The sequence below is a fragment of the Variovorax sp. R-27 genome, from assembly GCF_049913215.1.
Classification (GTDB): Bacteria; Pseudomonadota; Gammaproteobacteria; order Burkholderiales; family Burkholderiaceae_C; genus Variovorax.
In genome coordinates this window covers 2,924,033-2,942,694 of record NZ_CP183984.1, presented here as the reverse complement: position 1 = coordinate 2,942,694, position 18,662 = coordinate 2,924,033, and the positions used below count along the sequence as shown (strand labels likewise).

Sequence of the window (18,662 nt, the reverse complement as noted above, 5' to 3'; positions counted from 1 at the left end):
GCGGCTCAGAACTTCTTGTCGGCCGCGGGCACCTGCGTCCAGAAGCTGGCGTCGTAGGCCTTCGACAGGTCGGCCGGCGCCTTCAGCGCCTTGTAGCCGACGAGCTGCGCCTGCATCTTCTCCACCGTGGGCAGGTCGATGGCGAGGATGCCGTCGGTGGTGCCCTTGCCGGCCTTCACGAGCTTCTCGAATTCGTCGAGCATGGCTTCCTGGTGCGCGCGGTTCAGGCTGGGGGCGGCGGCCATGACGATGTCGATGGCTTCCTTCTTGTTCTGCAGCGCGTACTTCCAGCCCTTGATGGTGGCGGTCAGGAAGGCCTGCACCTGCTGCGGCTTCTCGTTGCGGTACTTCTCCGACACGAGCACGGTGTCCTGCTGCACGACCACGCCGTAGTCGTCGGGCTTGATGAGCGTGAGCTTGTCGCCCAGGCCCTGCTCCTTCAGCGTGTTGAGCTCGTTGTAGTAGGTGGCCGCGGCCACGTCGAACTGCTTCTCGACGAAGGGCGCCATGGAGCCCGACTGGGGAACGATGGTGAGGTCGCTCTGCTTTACGCCGGCCGAGGCGAGCATCGAGTACAGCGTGTACTGCGTGCCGGTGAACCAGGTCGCGACCTTCTTGCCCGCGAAGTCCTTCACCTTGGTGATGCCGGAGTCCTTGTAGGTCACGTATGTGAAGGGCGTGTTCTGCACGGTCACGCCGATGCAGACCAGCGGCAGGCCTTTTTCGCGGGCGAGCAGCACGGTCTCGGTGCCGCCGGCCAGGCCGAAGGTGTCGTTGCCCGAGGCGACCAGCGTCTCGACGTTCAGGTTGGGACCGCCCGGGTTGATCGTCAGGTCGAGGCCGCCCTGGTCATAGAAGCCCTTGGCCTTGGCTACGTAGAAGCCGGCGAACTGCGCCTGCGCCAGCCACTTGAGGCGCAGCGAGACCTTCTCGGCGGCAGACGCGGGCATGCCCGCCAGAAGAGCCATCGACGTTGCGACGGCGGCCAGGATACGCAAGGACTTGAAAGACATTGGATGGCCTCATGGATACAAAAAACTCTCATAGCAGTATTCATGCCATGCAATTTCAGCCTGTTTTCTGGCGCCAGAAGCGCGAATTGGCCCGAAACATGCACCGGAGTGCAGCTTCCGCCCCACTTCGAGCCTTCATGAACCGAATCCATGCGCTGACCGATCTTTCCGCCCGCGAAGCCGCCGGGCAGATGGCGCGCGGCGAATTGCGCGCCACCGACTACGCGCAGGCGCTGCTGGAACGCGCCAGCGCAATCGCACCCTTCGGCGCCCTGCTCCACCAGGACCCCGCGGCGCTTCGCGCAGCCGCCGCCGCGCTCGATGCCGCACCGCGCCCCGCGCCGGGAACGCTGCCTCTGTATGGCGTGCCGCTGGCCTTCAAGGACAACATCGACGTCGCCGGCATGCCGACCACGGCTGGCAGCCCGTGGATGGCGGACCACCGGCCGCGCATGCACGCCGGCGTAGCGCAGCGGCTGATCGACGCAGGCGCGCTGGTGCTCGGCAAGACGAATCTGCATGAGTGGTCGCAGGGCGTTACCGGCAACAACCACGGCTTCGGGCCGTCGCGCAATCCGTTCGACGCTGCACGCGTCACGGGCGGCTCCAGCGGCGGTAACGCTGCGCTGCTGGGTATGCGCGCCGCGCCGGTGGCCATCGGCACCGACACGGGCGGCTCGGTGCGCGTGCCGGCCGCGCTGTGCGGGCTGGTGGGCTTCAGGCCGACGGTGCACCGCTGGCCGGACGAAGGGCTGGTGCCGATATCGCCAACCTTCGACACCGCCGGCGTCATGGCGCGCTGCGTGGACGACTGCGTGCTGGTCGACCACGCGGTGGCCGGCGGGCCGCTGCAGATTGCCCCGACACCGCTCACAGGCGTGCGCCTTGGAGTGCCCGAAGCCTACTTCTGGGAAGAGGTCGATCCGCCCGTGGCCGAACTGGCCCGCGAGCGCCTCGAGCTGCTGCGCACAGCCGGCGCCGTGCTGGTGCCTTGCGACCTGGCCGAAGCCGGCGCATTGTTTCAAGAGGGATCGATGACGATCTCGCTGCACGAGATCCTGCCCGCGCTGGCCGCCTACTTTGCGCGGCACGACCGCCCCTTCGACGCTCGCGCGCTCACCGACGCGGTGGTCAGCCTCGACGTGCGCCCGCTGTTCGAACGCCTCTTCGGCGCGACGGCCATCACGCCCGAGGCCTACGCCCACGCGCTGCACACCCTGCGCCCGCGCATGCAGGCGGCGTACCGCGATTGCTTCGCGCGGCACGACCTGGCCGCCCTCGTCTTCCCGACCAGCCCGCTGACCGCCGCGCGCATCGGAGAAGACGTGGAAGTAACGCTGTGCGGCCGCCCCACCTCGGCTTTTTCGGCCTACATCCGCAACACCGGCCCGGCCGGCATGGCGGGCTTGCCGGCGGTGAGCCTGCCGATGGGCCTCGCCTCCAACGGCCTGCCTGCCGGGCTGGAATTGACCGGCGCGCAAGGCACCGACACGGCGCTGCTGGCACTGGCGCTCGGCATCGAAGCCGCGCTGCCTGAAGCACCAATCGCCCCAAGCGTGCAGAAGTTGGCAAGCCACTGAACACGGCGTCGCCAAAACACTACGCCCCTTCGCGTAACAGGCCTTCACGGCTTGATGCGGGATCGGCGATGCTCAAGGCATGTCCGCAAATTCACGACCGCCCCAACGCCCCGGATGGCGCGCCGCCGCACTGATCTACACGATCACCGGCGCCGTCTGCATCCTGGCCTGTGCTGTCGTGCCCGACAGCGAGGCCGGCATGCTGGTCGCCATCGCGGGCGGGTTGCCGTGGTCGCTGAGCCTGCTGACGCTCGACCTCTCGCCCGGCGTCGCAAACACGGCGCTGATGATGCTGGCCGGCAGCTGGGCGATCAATGCCGCGCTGCTGTGGTGGCTGGCGCTGCGGCGGCCCGGGCACCATGGGCCGTCGCACCCGGCATAGCGCCACCCTCTGCGGCATCGGCATCCAGCCCCAGGTAGGCGCGCCGCAGCTCCGGCCGCGCCATCAGCTCTTCCGGCCGGCCCAGCGCGACGATGCGCCCTTCTTCCAGCACCGCGGCGCGCTCGGCCACATCGAGCGCCATGCCCACGTTCTGCTCCACCAGCAGCACCGCGATGCCGTCGGCATGGATGCGCCGGATGGCGGTGAACATGTCGAGCACGATGCTCGGCGCCAGCCCCAGCGAGGGCTCGTCGAGCAGCAGCAGCTTGGGTCGCGCCATCAACGCGCGGCCGATGGCCACCATCTGCTGCTGGCCGCCCGATAGCGAACCGCCCGGCTGCTCCAGCTTTTCAGTCAGCGCCGGGAACAGCGTGCAGACGTGCTCCATCGAGCGAGCGCGCTCCAGCCGCGCCGCGCGCAGGTAGCTGCCGAGCTCCAGGTTCTCGCGCACCGTCATCTCGGTGAACAGGCGCCGCCCCTCCGGCACCAGAGCGATGCCCTGGGCGCAGAAGCGATGCGGCGCCAGGCGCGAGATGTCCTGTCCCTCGAAGCGCATGCGCCCGGCGCTGATGCGGTGCAGCCCCGCCACCGCATTGATGAGCGTGCTCTTGCCCGCGCTGTTCGGCCCGACGATGCACAGCAGTTCGCCCTTGCCGATGGACAGCGACACATCCCACAGCGCGGTGGCCTGCCCGTAGGCGACGCGGATGGATTCGAGTTCAAGCATGGGCCAGCTCCCTTTCGACACCCGCCACGGACGACGCGGCAGTTGGCGCGGCGGGCGCCTCCGGCTCCATGGCCTGGCCCAGGTAGGCCGACACCACTTCGGGCCGCTGCATCACGTCATGCGGCGCGCCTTCGGCCAGCACCTCGCCGCGATTGAAGACCACGATGCGGTCGCACAGCGCCATCACCGCGCGCATCACGTGCTCGACGAAGACGATGGTCGCGCCCTGGTCGCGGATGCGGCGGATCAGCGCCACGGCCTCGTCGATTTCCGATGGCGTGAGGCCCGACAGCACCTCGTCGAGCATCAGCACCTGCGGCCGCGAGGCCAGTGCGCGCGCGAACTCCAGGAACTTGCGCTGGTGCAGGTTCAGCTCCGCCGGCAAGGCGTGCGCGCGCTCGGTGAGTCCTGTGAAGGCCAGCCATTGCCAGGCTTCGGCCTCGGCCGTCCTGCGGTCAAGCGCGGCGGCGCCGAACATCGCCGGCAGCGCCACGTTCTCCAGCACCGTCAGGTGCGCGAAGGGACGCGGGATCTGGTACGTGCGCGCAATGCCGCCCTGCGCGATGCGGTGCGCCGGCACGCCCGAGATGCGTCGCCCCTCGAACTCGATGACCCCGGCGGTCACCGCATAGTGGCCACTCGCGACATTGATGAAAGTCGACTTGCCAGAGCCGTTGGGCCCGAGCAGGCCGAGGATCTCGCCGCGCCGCACTTCGAGGCTCACGCCGCGCAGCGCGTGCACGCCCTTGAAGGACTTGCGCACGCCCTCGGCACGCAGCAGCACTTCGCCGGTGATGGCAGCGGGCTTTTTCGCTTCATCAGCCACGGCCACATGGGCCGGCGCGGACGAGGCGGCGGGCGCACCGCGCCGAGCGTTCCACCACTTCAGCGCCTGCCCCAGCAGGCCTTCGGGCATGAAGAGGATCACCACGATCAGCACCAGCCCCGTCATGCCCTTGCCGATGATCGCGCTGTCGCCGCCCGTGAAGGCATACAGCAGCAGCGTGATCGCCGTCGCGCCGACGATCGGCCCGGCCCAGTGGCGCGTGCCGCCGAGCACCGACATCAGCACCACCGTGAGCGGCATCGCGATGGTGAAGGTATCGCCCGTGGTCACGTACGACACGAAGAGCGCATGCACGCCGCCCACCACGCCCGCCAGCCCGCACGAGAGCGCGAAGGCGCCGAGCTTGAAGCGGTACGTCGGCACGCCCATCACTTCGGCCACATCTTCGTCGTCATGAATGGCGAACAGCCCGGTGCCGAAGCGCGAGTGGTACACGGCCAGCGACGCCAGCACCGTCAGCACCGCCACGCCCAAGGCCAGCAGGTAGAAGGTGCCGGAAGCTGTCGGTCCGATCTGCGGCACCGCCACCGCGCTCATGTACACGCCGGGTCCGCCATCGATGGGCGTGTTGAGGATGATGGTCGCCACCACGAAGGTGGCGGCCAGCGTGAGCAGCGAGAACAGCTCGGCGCGCACCGCCTGCACGCGGAACGCCACGGCGCCCAGCAGCGTGCCGAACAGCGCGGCCACCACGGCGGCGGCTGGCAGCGTCCAGAGAAACGGAATGTCGAAGCGCGTTGCCAGCGTGGCCGTCGTGTACATGCCGATGCCGAAGAACGCACCGTGCCCGAACGAGAAATACCCCGAGTAGCCCGAAAGCAGGTTCCACGACGTGGCCAGCGCGACCCAGTGCAGCACCAGGTACAGGATCGACTCATAGAACGCCGGCAGCCCGAGCCACGGCACCACGGCAAGCCCCGCGCCGGCCGCAAGAATCAGCAGGAACGAGCGCTTCATGCCACCCTCCCCGGCCGCACCAGCAGCACGAACATCAGCAGCGAGAACGACACCAGCGGCGCCCACGATGGCGCGGTGACGGTCATGGTGACGGCCTCGGTCACGCCGATGATGCAACCCGCGATCAGCGGCCCGAGCGGGCGGCCGAGCCCGCCCAGCATCACGGCCGCGAACACCACGCCGATCCACGCATAGATCTGCGAGGGCGACAGCGTGTACGCCAGCGCAATGCACACGCCCGCCACGCCGGCCAGCGCCGCGTTGAGGCCCGAGAGCATCAGCGCCAGCGCGTTCTGGTTCACGCCAAAGGCCGCGGCGATGGGCGCGTCTTCGGCGGCAGCGCGCATCGCCTTGCCCAGGTCGGTGCGGCGCAGCGCGAACCACACCGCAAGCGAGATGCCCACGCCCAGCGCCAGCGTGATGAGCTCGGGCACCGGCAGGTAGAGCGGGCCGATCTGCAGCTTGTGCTCCGCGTAGCTCGATTCGAGCTTGCGGTAGTCGGCCGTCCAGGTCCACTGCAAGAGCGCCTCGATGATCACGGTGATGCCGAAGGTGACGAGCAGCGAGTTGAAGGGGCTCACGCGAAAGCGCGTCAGCACCCAGTGCAATGCCACGCCCAGCACGAAGAACAGCGGCACGATCACCACCAGCGTGAGCAGCGAATCGACGCCATGGTGGCTCGACAGTTCGTACGTGAGATAGGCGCCGAGAAAGGCGAGCGCGAAGTGCGCGAGGTTGATCTGCCGCAGCATCCCCCACGACAGGCTGAGGCCGAGCCCCAGCAGGCCGTAGAGCGCCCCGGTGAACAGGCCCGCCAGGATCGACTGGGCCAGCAGCGTGGCACTGGGGAAGCTCATCAGCTGGTCACCCCGCGCGTCTGCAGCTTTGCGCCGGGGGCGGCCCAATCCTTCGGCCACACCACCACCCACTTGCCGTTCTGCACCTGCTTCACCTTGCCCAGGTCGTCGCCGAAGTTGCCGCGCTCGTTGAAGCGCAGCTTGCCCTGGATGGTGTCGACCTTGTTGGCGCGCAGCCAGGTGGCCATGGCCTTGTCGTCGATGCCCTTGGTGGCGACCACGGCGGCCTCGATGATCTGCCAGGCCGAGAACGACGCGGCGGCCTGCGTCTCCACCGCCGTGTCGGGCATGCCGGCCTTGGCCGCGCGCTCGCGGTAGACCTTCACGAACTCGGCGGCCGTCGGGTTGTCGGTAAACGGCGGATGGTCTTCGAAGATGGTGGTGGCCAATGCGCCGTTGGCCTCGGGCGCCTTGAGCATCGGCGCGGGCGCGGGCACGTGATAGAAGTGATGCAGCGGCGCGTAGTCGATCTTCTTCATCGCATCGAGCAGCTGATTGCCCTCGAGGCCGATGGCGCCGTTCCAGATGAAGTCGGGGTTGGCCTCCTTCAGCCGGCCTGCGATGGGGCCGAAGTCGCGGTTGCCGAAGTCCCATTCGAGGAACAACACCTCCTTCAGGCCGCGCTGCTTCGCCACCTCGCGCGCGCCCAGCGCCACGAAGTGCACCGAGGGGAACTTGCTGGTGACGATGGCGATGGTCTTCGGCGGCTTGGGCGAGGTGGCCAGCGCGTCCATGACCATGGCGGGCATCGTCTTCTCGGGGTCGGGGCCGAGCGACCACGCCGGAAACTGCTGGTCGTACTTGGCCAGGCTCGGAATGCCGAAGGTGTGGTGCACCAGCGTCTTGTTGTAGCGCTGGGCCACGCCCATGGCCGAAAGAATCGCGCCCGTGGCATACGGGCCGATGAGCAGGTCGACCTTGTCGGCCGTCACGAGCTGCTCGTACAACGTGCGCGCGAGGTCGGGCTTGGACTGGTCGTCCTTCAGCACCCACTCCACCGGCCGGCCGAGCAGGCCGCCGCGCTGGTTGAGCGACTCCACGTAGATCTCGCCCGTGAGCTTGTGCACGAGCCCCGTGGCCGAGAGCGGCCCGGTGAGCGCCAGCGTGCCGCCCACGCGGATGGGCTTGCCCGAAGGTTGCTGTGCGGCGGCGGTGCCGCTGAACAGCGCGCCGGTGCCGAGGGCACCGAAAGCGCTGGCGGCCGCGACGAAGGAACGACGATCGATGCTCATTTTTTGTCTCCGTAATTGTTTTGGTCAGCGCGGCCTTGGTGCTGCTGCCGCTGCTCAGTCTCCGTCGACGACGGGGTTCGAAAGAAGGCCTACGCCTTCGATCTCCACTTCGCACACGTCGCCGGCCTTCATGAAGATCTGCGGCTTGCGCGCCAGGCCCACGCCCGAGGGCGTGCCGGCGATGATGATGTCGCCCGGCTGCAGCGCGAAGGGCTCGGAGCACACCGACACCAGCGTGGCGACGTCGAAGATCATGTCGCGCGTGTTCGCGTCCTGCAGCACGGTGCCGTTCAGGCGCGTCTGCAGCTTCAGACCGGTGGCCCCCGCAGGCAGCTCGTCGGCGGTGACGAACTCGGGGCCGAAGGAGCCCGAGCGGTCGAAGTTCTTGCCCATCATCCATTGCGCCGACTTGAACTGGTAGTCGCGGATGGAGCCGTCGTTGAACACCGAGTAGCCCGCCACGTAGTTCAGCGCATCGCCCTTCTTGATGTAGCGCCCGGCCTTGCCGATCACCACCAGCAGCTCGCCTTCGTAGTCGAACTGCGTCGACACGTGCGGACGCACGATCGGCTGCTTGTGGCCGACCCAAGACGACGGAAAGCGATGGAACAGCACCGGGTAGGTCGGCGGGTCGAATTTGCTTTCGGCCGCGTGGTCGATGTAGTTGAGGCCCACGGCAATGGCCTTGGAGGGCGATTGCACCGGCGGCAGCCAGTCGATGCCTGCGAGCGGCAGGCGCGCGCGGGCCGCGTCGCCGGCCTTCTTCGCGGCGGCCATGGCTTCGGGGCCGGCGCGCAACAGTTCATCGAGCGTGGCGGGCAGGCCTGCGGCGGTGAGGTCGACGACCTCCTGGCCGAGGCGCAGGCCGAGGGCCGGCTTGCCGTTATGGTTGAAGGCGAGGAGACGCATGGGATTCCTTTGTGATTCGGATGCAGAGAAGAAACGGTCTCAGGCCTTGGCGGCCTCGACCTCGAAATTGGTGACGAAGTCCTCGGGCACCTTCGGGCCCCAGGCGTAGAAGGAGTCTTCGGGCGGGTGGTCTGCGGCGCGCCAGTCGTAGTCGCCGGGCACGAAGTCCATGTCGCAGGAGTACTCCGAGTAGCTGCCCCACGGGTCGCGCACGTAGTGGAAGTAGTTCGAGCCCAGCACGTGGCGCCCCACGCCCCAGCCGCGCACGTGGCCGGCCGCATACATCTGCTCCATGCCCCGGCCGACTTCGTCGATGTTCGCGACGTCCCAGCTCAGGTGGTGCAGCCCCGGGCCGTTCGAATGCGCCATCGCAATCAGGTGGTGGTCGCTGCCGTGCACGCCGTGCATGAACACGATGAGATCGCCCGAGCGGTCGGTAACGCGCAAGCCCAGCGCGTCTTCGTAAAAGCGCAAAGCCTCTGGCACCTTGGCGCAGAACATCAGGATGTGCGAGAGCCGGCGCGGATGCACCTTCGGAATGCGCGCGCGGTTCGGCGAGGCGCCAGTGCCCACGGGCGGGCGCGGCGCGACGACGGGCTCGCTGCCCGCGTCCGGCGCGCTCTTCGCGGCCACGACGACCTGCACCGGAAAACCCTCCGGGTGCAGCACCCACAGGCCGCGGTCGTCGCCCAGCGGGTGCGGCGAGCAGCGCGGCACGCCCAGGCGCTCGATGCGCGCGGCGATGGCGTCGAAGTCTTCCGCGAAGCAGGCGAAACGCAGGTACTGCAGCTTCTTCACCCCGGGCGCCTGGTACAGCGAACCCCAGGCGTGCGGGTGGCCTGCGGTGTACAGGTCGAGCCGGTCGCCTCTGCCCTCATCCACGCGTTTCGGCTCCAGCCCGAAGGCGTCGTAGAAACGCGCGGCCTCGTCGAGGTCGGGCACGGTGAAGACGAAGGCATCGAGCGAATGAACGCTGTGCAACGCCGCGCGCTCGGGGCTTTTGTGGGTGCGAAGCTGGATATCGGCCATGTCGTATGTCTCCAATCGGCTATCCATGTTGGAACAAACAATATATTCTTTCAACGTTAGTCTATTGTTTAGCCATCCATGGATCATTAGGGTTAACAAGTAACATCAGGCCGTTTTTCGCGGTGACGGGAGTGCAATGAACGAAAAAACGAAAGGCATGAGCCAGACACGACAGGTGTTCACCGAGCTGCGCACGGCCATCGTGGGCGGGCGGCTGCTGCCGGGCTCGAAGCTCAACATCGCCGCGCTGGCAGAAGAGCTGGACGTGAGCGCAGGCGCGGTGCGCGAAGGCCTCGCCATGCTGGAAGCCGAGGCGCTGGTGGTGTCGGAGCCGGCGCGCGGCTACCGCGTGAGCCCCATTTCGGCGACCGATCTCGAAGAGCTGGTGAAGGCGCGCATCGAGATCGAAAAGCTGTGCCTCGCTGAAGCCATCCGCCACGGCGACCTCGCCTGGGAAGGCAGCGTGGTCTCGGCGCACCACCGCCTCTCGCGGCTGGCCGAGCGCGACGCGGCCATGCCCACGATGCTGAGCGCCGCATGGACGGCGAGCCACGCGGAGTTCCACAACGCGCTGGTGGCGGGCTGCCCGAACGGCTGGCTGCTGCGCATGCACCAGATGCTCTACCAGCAGAGCGAACGCTACCGGCAGCTGTCGGCGCCGCTGTCGAAGCAGGCGCGGGACGTGGGGGCCGAACACCAGGCGCTGCTCGATGCGGTGCTCAACCGAGACATCCAGGCGGCGCAGACGCTGATTGCCGAGCACCTGCAGACCACCGGCCGCCTGCTGATGACGGCGCTGAAGGCGAACCCGCCGGCCGACAGATAGGAGGCAGGCATTTCGGTGCGATCATCTCGCCCCGATCTCCTCCACAAAGCGCCTCCACGAAGGCTTTTCCCCGATGCCCCAAGACCTGCTGCAAGTCAACGCGCCGCTGATCGGCGTTCCCGGCGGACGCCATCTTCTCGACACCCCCGCCCTGCTGATCGAGCTGCCCGCGATGACGCGCAACATCGAACGAATGGCCGCCTTTGCCAAGGCTCGCGGCGTCAACCTGCGCCCGCACGTGAAGACGCACAAGTCGGTCGAGATCGCACGGCGCCAGGTGGCGGCCGGTGCCGTCGGCGTGAGCTGCGTCACGCTGGGCGAGGCGGAGGTGATGGTCCAGGGCGGTATTCCGGGCGTGCTCATCACCTCGCCCGCAGTCACGCCGAGCAAGATCGCGCGGCTCATCAAGCTGGCGCAGCGCGCGCGCCCAGGCGACGTGATGGTGGTGGTCGACAACCCGCAGAACCTGGCCGACCTGGCGCGCGCCGCGAGCGAACTCACGCATCCGCTCGACGTGCTGGTGGACTACGGCGCGGGCTACAACCGCACCGGCGCCGCCACGCAGGCGAAGGTGCTCGAGCTGGCGGCGCTGACGGCCGCTGAGCCGCGCCTGCGGCTGCGCGGGCTGCAGTCGTATGCGGGCAACCTGCAGCACATCGTGTCGCGCGACGAGCGCAGCGCGGCGGCGGCCGGCCTGCGCGAAACCGTGGCGGGCATCGTCGCGGCGGCAAAGCGGCAGGGCCTGAACTTCGACATCGTGACGGGCGCGGGCACCGGCACGCACGACCTCGATTCGCAGGAAAACGCGTTCACCGAACTGCAGGCGGGCTCGTATGTGTTCATGGACGCCGAATACACGAGCGTGCTGGCCAGCGGCGAACAGCCCTCGCCCTTCGACGTCTCGCTGTTCGTGCAGACGGCGGTGGTCAGCACGAATGCGCCCGACTGGGTGACGGTGGACGGCGGCACCAAGTGCTTCTCGACCGACAGCGGCGTGCCGCTGGTGGCGAAAGGCGCCGACGCGTCGAGCCGCTACGCCTTCTTCGGCGACGAGCACGGCAAGCTGATGCTGCCCCCGGGCTCGCAGGCGCAGCGGCCGGCGCTGGGCGCTCGCGTGGAGTTCATCACGCCGCACTGCGACCCGACGGTCAATCTGCATGACGCATACCACGTGGTCGAGGGCGGCACGCTGGTCGCCATCTGGCCGGTGGACGCGCGCGGCAGGCGGTAAGGGATAGGAACGGGCGGCATAAGAAAACTCGAAAAGCGTATTTCACAAGGGCCCCGCCGCGGGGGACAGTCGGGCGCCTGTCTCTCTCCTTCCGGGCGCCCTTCCGGGGCCGCCCAGCCTCCATGGAATCCATCCAAGCAACGACGCGGCCCGCAACGCATGCCCTGGGCGTGCAAGCGCCTTCCTCGCAGCAACTCGCGGCCCGCTTCCGCCCCGTGTTCCAGCGCATCGCCGAGCATGCGGCGCAGCGCGAGAACGAACGCGAGCTCGCCTACGAGCCCGTGGCCTGGCTCAACGCAGAGCGCTTCGGCGCGCTGCGTGTGCCGCTCGAACATGGCGGCCTGGGCGGCTCGGTCGAACAGCTCTACGACCTGCTCATCGAACTTGGCGAGGCCGACTCCAACCTGCCGCAGATCCTGCGCGCGCACTTCGGCTTCATCGAGCGGCTGTTCGCGGAGATCGACCCCGCCCTGCACGGCCCATGGATGCGCCTCGCGGCCGAGGGTGTGATCTTCGGCAACGCCACCACCGAGCTTGGCGAAGGCCCGCTCGGGGCACTGCAGACCACGCTGAAGCGCGACGGCGACGCGTGGCGGCTCGATGGCGACAAGTACTACAGCACCGGCACGCTGTACGCCGACTGGATCTCGGTTTCAGCCCAGCGCTTGAACGACGACGGCAGCAGCGATCGCGTGATTGCGCTCGTGCCGGCCGAAGCACAGGGCGTGGAGCGCGTGGACGACTGGCGCGGTTTCGGCCAGCGGCTGAGCGCATCGGGCACCACGCGCTTTCGCAACGTGCGGGTGAAAGCCGAGAACGTGCTGCTGTACGTGCGCGACCAGCCCACGCCGCTGACCGCGCATTTCCAGCTCACGCACCTCGCCACGCTGGCCGGCATTGCCCGCGCCATCGTGCGCGACGCCGTGGCCTTCGTGCAGCCGCGCAAGCGCGTCTACAGCCACGGCAGCGGCGACACGCCGCGCGAAGATCCGCTGGTGCAGCAGGTCATCGGCCAACTCGCGAGCACGGCGTTCATCGCGACCTCGACCGTGCAGGCCGTGGCGCGCGGGCTGGGCGAAGTCGACCGCTTCCGCCAACGCGGCGAAGCCGTGCCCGAAAGCCTGCTGTTCGAGGTAGAGCTGAACACCGCCAAGGCACAGGCCGGCATCGTTGATGCGGTGCTGCAGGCGGGCACGCGGCTGTTCGACATCGGCGGCGCCTCGGCGCTGCAGGAAGACCGACGGCTAGACCGGCACTGGCGCAATGCGCGCACGCTGGCGTCGCACAATCCGACCATCTACAAAGGGCGCGTGGTGGGCGACCATCTGCTCAACGGGGCAAGGCCGACTTTCTATTGGGCGGTGGGAAGCAGCAGCGCTTAAAGTCGCGGGTCTTTCACCGGACCCGTCTTCTTTCATGCGCCGATTGCTGCTCGCCCTTCTTCCCCTCGCCACCGTCATTGCCGGCTGTGCCACTCCCGTGACCGGCGTGGTGCGTCTCTACGACGGGATCCTTCGGGCGGCGAGTCCGCAGGAAGCGGAGGCCTACTGCCGCAAGGACGGAAACCCGATCCGCTTCCTGGAGCAGGCCGATGCGCCGAACACACCGGGCAGCGGCGTGCTCTTCAGGTGCGACTGAAGGGAGTGCGTCAGACGCGCGGAAGCGCCGCCAGGAAGGTGGACACGACAATCGCGGCGGCGCGGTCGAGCTGCAGGATGTCTCCCACTTCGAAAGCGTGCGGCGCTGTGCGTCCACTCGAACCGAGTGGTTTGCGGATCTCGACAAGAACTTCGGCCGCCAGCTCGCGGTCACTGCGCGGCTGGCCGTCGGGGTGCATCACCCATTCATCGACTTGATCGAATGGAATGCTGCGAAAGACCCCCACGATGGGGATGTACTTGTAGCGATCCTCGCCCACCAGAATGGGCACGCTGAGGTTGCAAAAAAACGTGGTCGTCGACATGCAGGATCGCCGTCGCTAAGCAAAGCTTTCGATTGTTAATGAGTGCGCTGTCAGGAGCCATCCTCCGCGGAAGCCATCAGAGAGGAAGACGTGACCTTCTGCACACAAATTGCCTCCATTCCCGTTCATTCTCCCTTTAAAACAACTACTTAATTCTTACACAAAGACACTTAAAAAGCACTTTGCATTCTTTTCGGCTGTTTGGGCGCGAGATTGAAGGGCCCGCCCACAGGCAAACGCGGGCTCGACTGCACCCGTAGAAGATGGGGTGCGAGGGTGCGCGAAGTTCGGCCCCGGCGGGCTGGGGGATTACCCGGCTGCCCGGGCACAAATGATGAGTCGCACGGGCCCGGGAGCCCGGCGGATCAGGCCGGAGCGCTGAAACGCGGCGCGCGCCGCTCGATGTTCGCCTTCACAGCTTCGACCTGGTTCGGGCTGCCGATCAGGGCCTTCTGCTCTACCGACTCGGCCAGCAGCATCTCGGCCGCGCTGTGCGATACCGACGCGTTGAGCAGCCGCTTGCCGGCGCGGATCGCGTCGGGGCTCTTGCCGGCGATCTCGTGTGCCACCTGCAGCGCCTCGGCCAGCGGATCGGCTGCGACGCGGGTGGCGAAGCCGATGCGCAGGGCTTCCTCGCCCGAGAAGATGCGGCCCGTGAAGGTGAGTTCGCGCACCACGTCGCTGCGGGCGAGTTCGCGCATCAGCACCATGCCGGCCATGTCTGGCACCAGGCCCCACTTGATTTCCATCACCGAAAGCTTGGTGTCGGGCGCGACGAAGCGGATGTCCGCACCCAGCGCCACCTGAAGCCCGCCGCCGAAGGCCACGCCATGCACGGCGGCAATGACCGGCACCGGCACCTCGCGCCAGACCATCGCCACCTGCTGCGCGGCGTTCGAGATACCGTGCGTGCGCACCAGCAGGTCGGCGCCGGCAGCGCCCTCGCCCAGCACGCCGCCCCCCGCGCCCTGCTGCTGCATGCGCTCGAAAGACGCCATGTCGAGCCCCGCGCAGAAAGCCTTGCCGCGGCCCGAAATCACCACGGCCCGTACCGCCTTGTCGTCGCGCAGCGCCTCGCCGGCTTCGATCAGCGCGTCGAACATCGCGGGGTCGAGCGCGTTCATCTTGTCGGCGCGTGCGAGCTGCAGTTCCACCACGCCGTCGGCGTGGCGGGTCCATTCGATGCGGTCGGTCATTCGATGTCTCCTGGGCGGTTGCCGCGCCAGTATCGCCGGGTGCGGCGCCCGGCGATGATCGTGGCTGTCGCCTACACAACAACACCCACTGCCATGCCCCTGGATCGTCGTCACTTTCTTCTGCAATCGGGCTCCGCCGCTGCCGTGGTGGCGCTCTTCGGCCAGGGTTGCGCCGTGCCTTCCTCGCCCACGGGCCGCGGCAACGTGCTGGGTTTCACGGGCGTGCCGGCCTCGTTGCGCGACGGCATCGTCGTGCCGCCCGAATACGAGTGGCAATTGCTCTATCCCTGGGGCACGCCCACCGGCGTCGCGGGCAGCATGCCGGCCTTCGCGCCCGATGCCGGCAACAGCGCCGACGACCAGGCCGTGCAGGCCGGCATGCATCACGACGGCATGCACTTCTTCGCGCTCGACGCAAGCGGCGACCACGGCCTGCTCGTGATGAACCACGAATACACCGACGAGCAACTGCTGCACACCGACGGCGTCAAGGCGTGGACTGCCGAGAAGGTGCGCAAGTCGCTGCACGCCATGGGTGTCTCGGTGATCGAGATCCGGTGCACCGGCCAGGGATGGCAGCAGGTGCGGCCCTCGCCCTTTGCGCGTCGCGTGCACGGCAACACGCCGATGCGCATCACCGGCCCCGCCGCGGGCACGCCGCTGATGCGCACTGCCGCCAACCCGGCGGGCGACGCGGTGTTCGGCACCTTCGCCAACTGCGCAATGGGCGTCACGCCCTGGGGCACCTACCTCACCTGCGAGGAAAACTTCCATGGCTATTTCGGCGGCCCGAAGGAAGCGGCTCAGGGCGCAACGGCGGCGCAGCGCCGCTACGGCACGGTGGCCGGCTCGCAGTGGGTCGAGTACTGGCGCTTCGACGAGCGCTTCGACCTGAGCCGGCATCCGAACGAGCCGCACCGCTTCGGCTGGGTGGTCGAAATCGACCCCTTCGATCCGACCGCCGCGCCCATCAAGCGCACCGCACTCGGCCGCAAGCGGCAAGAGAGCGCCACCTGCACCGTCGCCAGAGACGGCCGGCTGGTGGTCTACATGGGCGACGACTCGCGCTTCGAATACATCTACAAGTTCATCAGCCGCGAGAAGGTGCGTCCCGGCACCGATGCCGCCGCTCGTGCCGCCAACCGCCACCTGCTGGACGACGGCACCCTCCACGTGGCGCGCTACGACGCCGGCGGCCGCGGCCGATGGCTCGAGCTCGTGCACGGCCGCGACGGCCTCGACGCGGCGCACGGCTTCGCCGACCAGGCCGAGGTGCTGATCCATGCGCGGCTGGCGGGCGACGTCGTAGGCGGCACGAAGATGGACCGCCCCGAGTGGATTGCCATCCACCCGCAAAGCGGCGAGGTCTACGTCACCCTCACCAACAACAGCCAGCGCGGCGACGCCGGCAAGCCCGCCCCCGACGCGGCCAACCCGCGTGCCAACAACCTCTTCGGCGGCATCCTGCGCTGGCGCGAGGACGGCGGCGACGCCGCCAGCACCGGCTTCGCCTGGGACCACTTCGCGCTCGCTGGCGATCCGGCACAGCCCGGCAGCGGCGCACGCTATCCGTCGGGCGATGCCGACATGTTCGGTGCTCCCGACGGCCTGCACTTCGACCGGGGTGGCCTGCTCTGGATCCAGACCGACCTGAGCGGCCAGGTGCTCGGCAAGCCGCCCTACACCTCGCTGGGCAACAACCAGATGCTGTGCGCCGACCCGGCTTCGGGCCGCATCAAGCGCTTTCTTACCGGGCCCAACGGCTGCGAGATCACGGGCTGCGTGGTCACGCCCGACCGGCACACGCTGTTCGTCAACATCCAGCATCCGGGCGAGGCGCGCGACGACGGCGACACCAGGCACAACAGCGCCTGGCCTGATGGCACCGAGCCGGGCAGCGCGCGGCCGCGCTCGGCAACGCTGGCAATACGCCGGCGCGACGGCGGTATCGTCGGCACCTGAGACATCGACTCAAAGCCCAAGGGAAAAGGAAGAACATCATGAGCATCCGCATCGTCCGCCTGGGCACCCCGCGTGCGCCCGGCGAAGGCCTGCGCGTCGGCACCGTGCGCCGTCCGCCGCGCGGCGTTCCGAAGACCGAGTTCGCCTCGCAGGACTGGTACGACGTGTGGTACCCGAACCTCGCGCCCTCCGTCGAGACGATGAAGCAGGCGCAGGAGGCCCAGAAAGCCGACTCGCCCGTGCAATGGAACGCCTTCGTGCGCAAGTTCAGGGCCGAGATGGCCGAGTCCGACGCGAGCCGCAGCCTCGACCTGCTGGCCGCGCTGTCGCACGGCACGGCCCTGTCGGTGGGCTGCTACTGCGAGGACGAAGCGCACTGCCACCGCTCCGTGCTGCGCAGCCTGCTGGCCGAGCGCGGCGCGGACATTGCGAACTGAGCAAGGGCAAAGCGAACCTCGCATGAACATCGACAGGAAAGACCGACAGATCCTCGAAGCGCTGCAGGCCGACGCGCGCCAGAGCCTGGCCGCGCTGGGCAAGCGCATCGGCCTCTCGCAGCCGGCCATGAGCGAGCGCGTGCGCAAGCTCGAAGAGGCCGGCGTGATCGAGGGCTACGGCGCGCGCGTCAACCTGCGCGCGCTGGGCGTGGGCCTGCAGGCCATCATCCGCATCGACACCACGCACGCGGGCATCGCCAAGTACCTGAAGCTGTTCGACGCCATGCCCGAGGTGCTGAGCGCCGACCGCGTGACCGGCGAAAGCTGCTTCATCGTGCGCTGCGCGATCGCCGAGCCGGCCGACCTGGAGCGCGTGGTGGACGCGCTGGCGGTCGACGGCTCGGTGACGACATCGCTGGTGCTGTCGAGCCCGGTGAACAAGCACGTCACCGTGCAGGCGGCCAGGACGCCAAAGAAGTAGTCAGCGCTGCGCCTTGTCCTTCTGGTTCTGCGCCTCGATGCGTTCGCGCGCGGCCAGCCAGTCAGCATCGCTCCACTGGCGCAGCTCGTAGAAGTTGCCGCCGGTGGCCAGCGCATTGCCGCCGTCCATCATGATGCTCTGGCCCGTGAGCCAGTCGCACTGCCCCGGCGCCATCAGGAAGGACGCGAGGTTCTGCAGCTCGCTCATGCGGCCGGTGCGCGCCATCGGGTTGCTCTGCTTGCTGCGCGCGCCGGGCTCCTCGCCGGGGTTCAGGCGTTTGCTCATGCCCTCGGTCGGAATCTCGCCGGGGCCGACGGCATTCAGGCGGATGCCGTGGCGCGCCCACTCCACCGCGAGCGACTTGGTCATCACCTCGATGCCGGCCTTGCTCATGGCCGAGGGCACGACGTAGGGGCTGCCGTTGTCGACCCAGGTGACGATGATGCTCATCACGCTGCGGAAGGCATCGCCCTGCTTCCACTGGCCCGACTTGGCCTGCGCCACCCAGCGCTTGCCCACGGCCTGCGTCACGTAGAAGCTGCCGTGGAACACGATGTTGGTGATGGCGTCGAAGGCGCGCGGCGAGAGGTTTTCGGTCGGAGAGACGAAGTTGCCCGCCGCGTTGTTGACGAGCCCCGTGAGGCCGCCGCTCTGGAACAGGCTCTCGACCATCTCGTCGACCTGCTGCGCGATGCGGATGTCCACGCCGAAGGTGTCGATGCGCCGGCCCGGAAACTGCTGCCGCCATTCGGCCGCGGTTTCTTCGCAGACCGACTGGCGCCGGCCGCAGATGGCCACGTCGGCGCCAAGGCTCAGGAAGCGCTCGGCCATCGCGCGGCCGAGGCCCGTGCCGCCGCCGGTCACGAGGATGCGCTGGCCGTTCATCAGGGAAGCTTCGAACATGTTTCGTCTCCTTGGTCGTTGCGGCAGCGGCAAGGACGAGCGCTGCCATGGCGCATGCTACGCGCGCCGCCTCGATGGCGGCTTGCGGAATCTGGCTTCCCGTGCCGCACGGGTGAGAATGGCTGCTGGC

The 18,662-nt window shown here is 68.2% G+C and carries 19 protein-coding genes; 9 read left to right on the top strand and 10 right to left on the bottom strand.

Features of this window, described 5'->3' with window-relative positions:
* Window positions 1-5 precede the first annotated feature (5 nt).
* On the bottom strand, window positions 6-1,013 hold the full coding sequence (locus ACN9MV_RS13610) for an ABC transporter substrate-binding protein (protein ID WP_093052056.1): 1,008 nt from the start codon (window positions 1,011-1,013) through the stop codon (window positions 6-8).
* 137 nt (window positions 1,014-1,150) lie between these two features.
* Between ACN9MV_RS13610 and ACN9MV_RS13605 the strand changes: the two genes are divergently transcribed.
* Both ACN9MV_RS13605 and ACN9MV_RS13600 read left to right on the top strand, forming a co-directional pair.
* Entirely contained in the window at window positions 1,151-2,593 is a 1,443-nt protein-coding gene (locus ACN9MV_RS13605; protein WP_426392685.1) for an amidase family protein, read from the top strand.
* 79 nt (window positions 2,594-2,672) lie between these two features.
* On the top strand, window positions 2,673-2,975 hold the full coding sequence (locus tag ACN9MV_RS13600; RefSeq protein ID WP_426392684.1) for a hypothetical protein: 303 nt from the start codon (window positions 2,673-2,675) through the stop codon (window positions 2,973-2,975).
* Here ACN9MV_RS13600 and ACN9MV_RS13595 read toward each other — a convergent pair.
* The 6 genes from ACN9MV_RS13595 to ACN9MV_RS13570 are packed head-to-tail and all read right to left on the bottom strand — an operon-like array spanning window position 2,905 to window position 9,533.
* Complete coding sequence (locus tag ACN9MV_RS13595) at window positions 2,905-3,702, bottom strand: ABC transporter ATP-binding protein (RefSeq protein ID WP_426392682.1); 798 nt, start codon at window positions 3,700-3,702, stop codon at window positions 2,905-2,907. The two genes, ACN9MV_RS13600 and ACN9MV_RS13595, sit on opposite strands and share 71 nt — an antisense overlap.
* Complete coding sequence (locus ACN9MV_RS13590; protein ID WP_426392680.1) at window positions 3,695-5,506, bottom strand: ABC transporter permease subunit; 1,812 nt, start codon at window positions 5,504-5,506, stop codon at window positions 3,695-3,697. Before ACN9MV_RS13590 ends, ACN9MV_RS13595 begins: the two co-directional genes overlap by 8 nt.
* On the bottom strand, window positions 5,503-6,363 hold the full coding sequence (locus ACN9MV_RS13585; RefSeq protein ID WP_426392678.1) for a branched-chain amino acid ABC transporter permease: 861 nt from the start codon (window positions 6,361-6,363) through the stop codon (window positions 5,503-5,505). The genes ACN9MV_RS13590 and ACN9MV_RS13585 overlap by 4 nt, the downstream gene beginning before the upstream one ends.
* Window positions 6,363-7,595 (bottom strand): amino acid ABC transporter substrate-binding protein, encoded by a 1,233-nt coding sequence (locus ACN9MV_RS13580; protein WP_426392677.1) that lies wholly within the window; start codon window positions 7,593-7,595, stop codon window positions 6,363-6,365. The genes ACN9MV_RS13585 and ACN9MV_RS13580 overlap by 1 nt, the downstream gene beginning before the upstream one ends.
* A gap of 54 nt (window positions 7,596-7,649) precedes the next feature.
* A complete protein-coding gene (locus tag ACN9MV_RS13575) occupies window positions 7,650-8,504 on the bottom strand; it encodes a fumarylacetoacetate hydrolase family protein (protein WP_426392675.1) in 855 nt (284 codons plus the stop codon).
* Window positions 8,505-8,543: 39 nt separating this feature from the next.
* Window positions 8,544-9,533, bottom strand: a complete 990-nt coding sequence (locus tag ACN9MV_RS13570; protein ID WP_426392673.1) for a VOC family protein — start codon at window positions 9,531-9,533, stop codon at window positions 8,544-8,546.
* Window positions 9,534-9,690: 157 nt separating this feature from the next.
* On the opposite strand from ACN9MV_RS13570, the gene ACN9MV_RS13565 reads away from it, so the two are divergent.
* From ACN9MV_RS13565 to ACN9MV_RS13550, 4 genes are all read left to right on the top strand, one after another.
* On the top strand, window positions 9,691-10,359 hold the full coding sequence (locus ACN9MV_RS13565) for a GntR family transcriptional regulator (RefSeq protein WP_426392672.1): 669 nt from the start codon (window positions 9,691-9,693) through the stop codon (window positions 10,357-10,359).
* A gap of 73 nt (window positions 10,360-10,432) precedes the next feature.
* Window positions 10,433-11,590, top strand: coding sequence for a DSD1 family PLP-dependent enzyme (locus ACN9MV_RS13560; RefSeq protein ID WP_426392670.1), 1,158 nt, complete (start codon window positions 10,433-10,435; stop codon window positions 11,588-11,590).
* Window positions 11,591-11,712: 122 nt separating this feature from the next.
* A complete protein-coding gene (locus ACN9MV_RS13555; protein WP_426392669.1) occupies window positions 11,713-12,972 on the top strand; it encodes an acyl-CoA dehydrogenase family protein in 1,260 nt (419 codons plus the stop codon).
* Between the two features lie 34 nt (window positions 12,973-13,006).
* Window positions 13,007-13,228 carry a hypothetical protein gene (locus ACN9MV_RS13550; protein WP_093176691.1) on the top strand — a complete coding sequence of 74 codons (222 nt, stop codon included), beginning with the start codon at window positions 13,007-13,009 and terminating at the stop codon, window positions 13,226-13,228.
* A 10-nt stretch (window positions 13,229-13,238) separates the two neighbouring features.
* On the opposite strand, the gene ACN9MV_RS13545 is transcribed toward ACN9MV_RS13550, so the two are convergent.
* Both ACN9MV_RS13545 and ACN9MV_RS13540 read right to left on the bottom strand, forming a co-directional pair.
* Window positions 13,239-13,553 (bottom strand): hypothetical protein, encoded by a 315-nt coding sequence (locus tag ACN9MV_RS13545; protein ID WP_093052086.1) that lies wholly within the window; start codon window positions 13,551-13,553, stop codon window positions 13,239-13,241.
* 365 nt (window positions 13,554-13,918) lie between these two features.
* The gene (locus ACN9MV_RS13540) at window positions 13,919-14,749 is read right to left on the bottom strand and encodes a crotonase/enoyl-CoA hydratase family protein (protein WP_426392668.1); all 831 of its coding nucleotides are present in this window, start codon (window positions 14,747-14,749) and stop codon (window positions 13,919-13,921) included.
* A gap of 93 nt (window positions 14,750-14,842) precedes the next feature.
* Between ACN9MV_RS13540 and ACN9MV_RS13535 the strand changes: the two genes are divergently transcribed.
* The 3 genes from ACN9MV_RS13535 to ACN9MV_RS13525 are packed head-to-tail and all read left to right on the top strand — an operon-like array spanning window position 14,843 to window position 17,629.
* Entirely contained in the window at window positions 14,843-16,711 is a 1,869-nt protein-coding gene (locus tag ACN9MV_RS13535) for a PhoX family protein (RefSeq protein ID WP_426392666.1), read from the top strand.
* A gap of 38 nt (window positions 16,712-16,749) precedes the next feature.
* Window positions 16,750-17,148 (top strand): DUF488 domain-containing protein, encoded by a 399-nt coding sequence (locus ACN9MV_RS13530; RefSeq protein WP_426392665.1) that lies wholly within the window; start codon window positions 16,750-16,752, stop codon window positions 17,146-17,148.
* A gap of 22 nt (window positions 17,149-17,170) precedes the next feature.
* A complete protein-coding gene (locus tag ACN9MV_RS13525; RefSeq protein ID WP_307614549.1) occupies window positions 17,171-17,629 on the top strand; it encodes an Lrp/AsnC family transcriptional regulator in 459 nt (152 codons plus the stop codon).
* Here ACN9MV_RS13525 and ACN9MV_RS13520 read toward each other — a convergent pair whose 3' ends face one another.
* On the bottom strand, window positions 17,630-18,532 hold the full coding sequence (locus ACN9MV_RS13520; RefSeq protein ID WP_426392663.1) for an SDR family oxidoreductase: 903 nt from the start codon (window positions 18,530-18,532) through the stop codon (window positions 17,630-17,632).
* Window positions 18,533-18,662: the final 130 nt, after the last annotated feature.